1 rRNA gene is annotated in these 1757 nt (G+C 49.7%); it reads right to left on the bottom strand.

The annotated features are described in order from the left end of the window. Positions 1 to 1757: ribosomal RNA gene (locus GFJ41_RS17680) — 23S ribosomal RNA — on the bottom strand; the annotation flags it as partial.

The following is a 1757-nucleotide window of genomic DNA, read 5'->3' as shown; positions in this document are numbered from 1 at the left end:
GATTTCATAGCCTCCCACCTATCCTGTACATGTAGCACCAAAATTCAATGTCAAGCTACAGTAAAGCTCCATGGGGTCTTTCCGTCCTGTCGCAGGTACCCGGCATCTTCACCGGGATTACAATTTCACCGAGTCTGTTGTTGAGACAGTGCCCAAATCGTTACGCCTTTCGTGCGGGTCGGAACTTACCCGACAAGGAATTTCGCTACCTTAGGACCGTTATAGTTACGGCCGCCGTTTACTGGGGCTTAAGTTCACTGCTTCGGATAAATCCTAACAGATCCCCTTAACCTTCCAGCACCGGGCAGGCGTCAGCTCCTATACATCGTCTTGCGACTTAGCAGAAACCTGTGTTTTTGGTAAACAGTCGCTTGGGCCTATTCTCTGCGGCCACCTCGGGCGTTAACCCTAACGTGGCACCCCTTCTCCCTAAGTTACGGGGTCATTTTGCCGAGTTCCTTAACAACAGTTCTCTCGCTGGCCTTAGGATACTCTCCTCACCCACCTGTGTCGGTTTGCGGTACGGGCACCTTTAATCTCGATAGAAACTTTTCTCGACAGTGTGAAATCAGCTACTTCGCTACTTAATTTCGCTCCCCATCGTACCCCAGCATTATCATGGCGGATTTGCCTGCCTTGACTGCCTCAGTACTTAGCCACACATAACCAACAGTGTGGTTAGCTTATCCTACTGTGTCATTCCATCTCTCAAACGATTATCGGTGGTACAGGAATCTCAACCTGTTGTCCATCACCTACGCCTTTCGGCCTCGGCTTAGGTCCCGACTAACCCAGGGCGGACGAACCTTCCCCTGGAAACCTTGGGTTTACGGCCCGTGGGATTCTCACCCACGTCTCGCTACTCATGCCAACATTCTCACTCCTATACTGTCCACACGTCCTTACGGTCATGCTTCAGCCTGCATAGGAAGCTCCCCTACCTATCATAAATGATATCGTAGCTTCGGTAGTAAGTTTTAGCCCCGGTAATCTTCGGCGCAGGATCACTCGACCAGTGAGCTATTACGCACTCTTTAAATGAGTGGCTGCTTCTAAGCCAACATCCTGGTTGTCTATGCAATCCCACATCCTTTACCACTTAACTTACATTTAGGGACCTTAGCTGACGATCTGGGCTGTTGCCCTCTCGACTATGAATCTTATTACCCACAGTCTGACTCCCAAGTATAAAATAACGGCATTCGGAGTTTGATAATCTTCGGTAAGCGCAATGCCCCCTAGGATATTCAGTGCTCTACCTCCGTATTTCTCAACCTTGAGGCTAGCCCTAAAGCTATTTCGGGGAGAACCAGCTATCTCCGAGCTCGATTGGAATTTCACCGCTATCCACAAGTCATCCCCGAGCTTTTCAACGCTCGTGGGTTCGGACCTCCACGAAATTTTACTTTCGCTTCATCCTGCTCATGGATAGGTCGCTCGGTTTCGGGTCTACGACAGCAAACTTAACGCCCATTTAAGACTCGCTTTCACTACGGCTCCATACCTTAAGTACTTAACCTAGCTTACTATCGTAACTCGTTGGCCCGTTCTACAAAAAGTACGCGGTCACACATATAAAGTGCTTCCACAGCTTGTAAGCGCAGGGTTTCAGGTTCTATTTCACTCCCCTCCCGGGGTTCTTTTCACCTTTCCCTCACGGTACTATGCGCTATCGGTCACTAAGTAGTATTTAGCCTTGGAGGATGGTCCCTCCTGCTTCCCACAGGGTTTCACGTGTCCCGTGGTACTCTGGATCA

It is taken from the genome of Paraclostridium dentum (genome assembly GCF_012922555.1).
In the GTDB taxonomy this organism is placed as follows: domain Bacteria; phylum Bacillota; class Clostridia; order Peptostreptococcales; family Peptostreptococcaceae; genus Paraclostridium; species Paraclostridium dentum.
The sequence above is the reverse complement of the archived record's forward strand: the minus strand, read 5'-3'. Positions and strand labels throughout refer to the sequence as shown.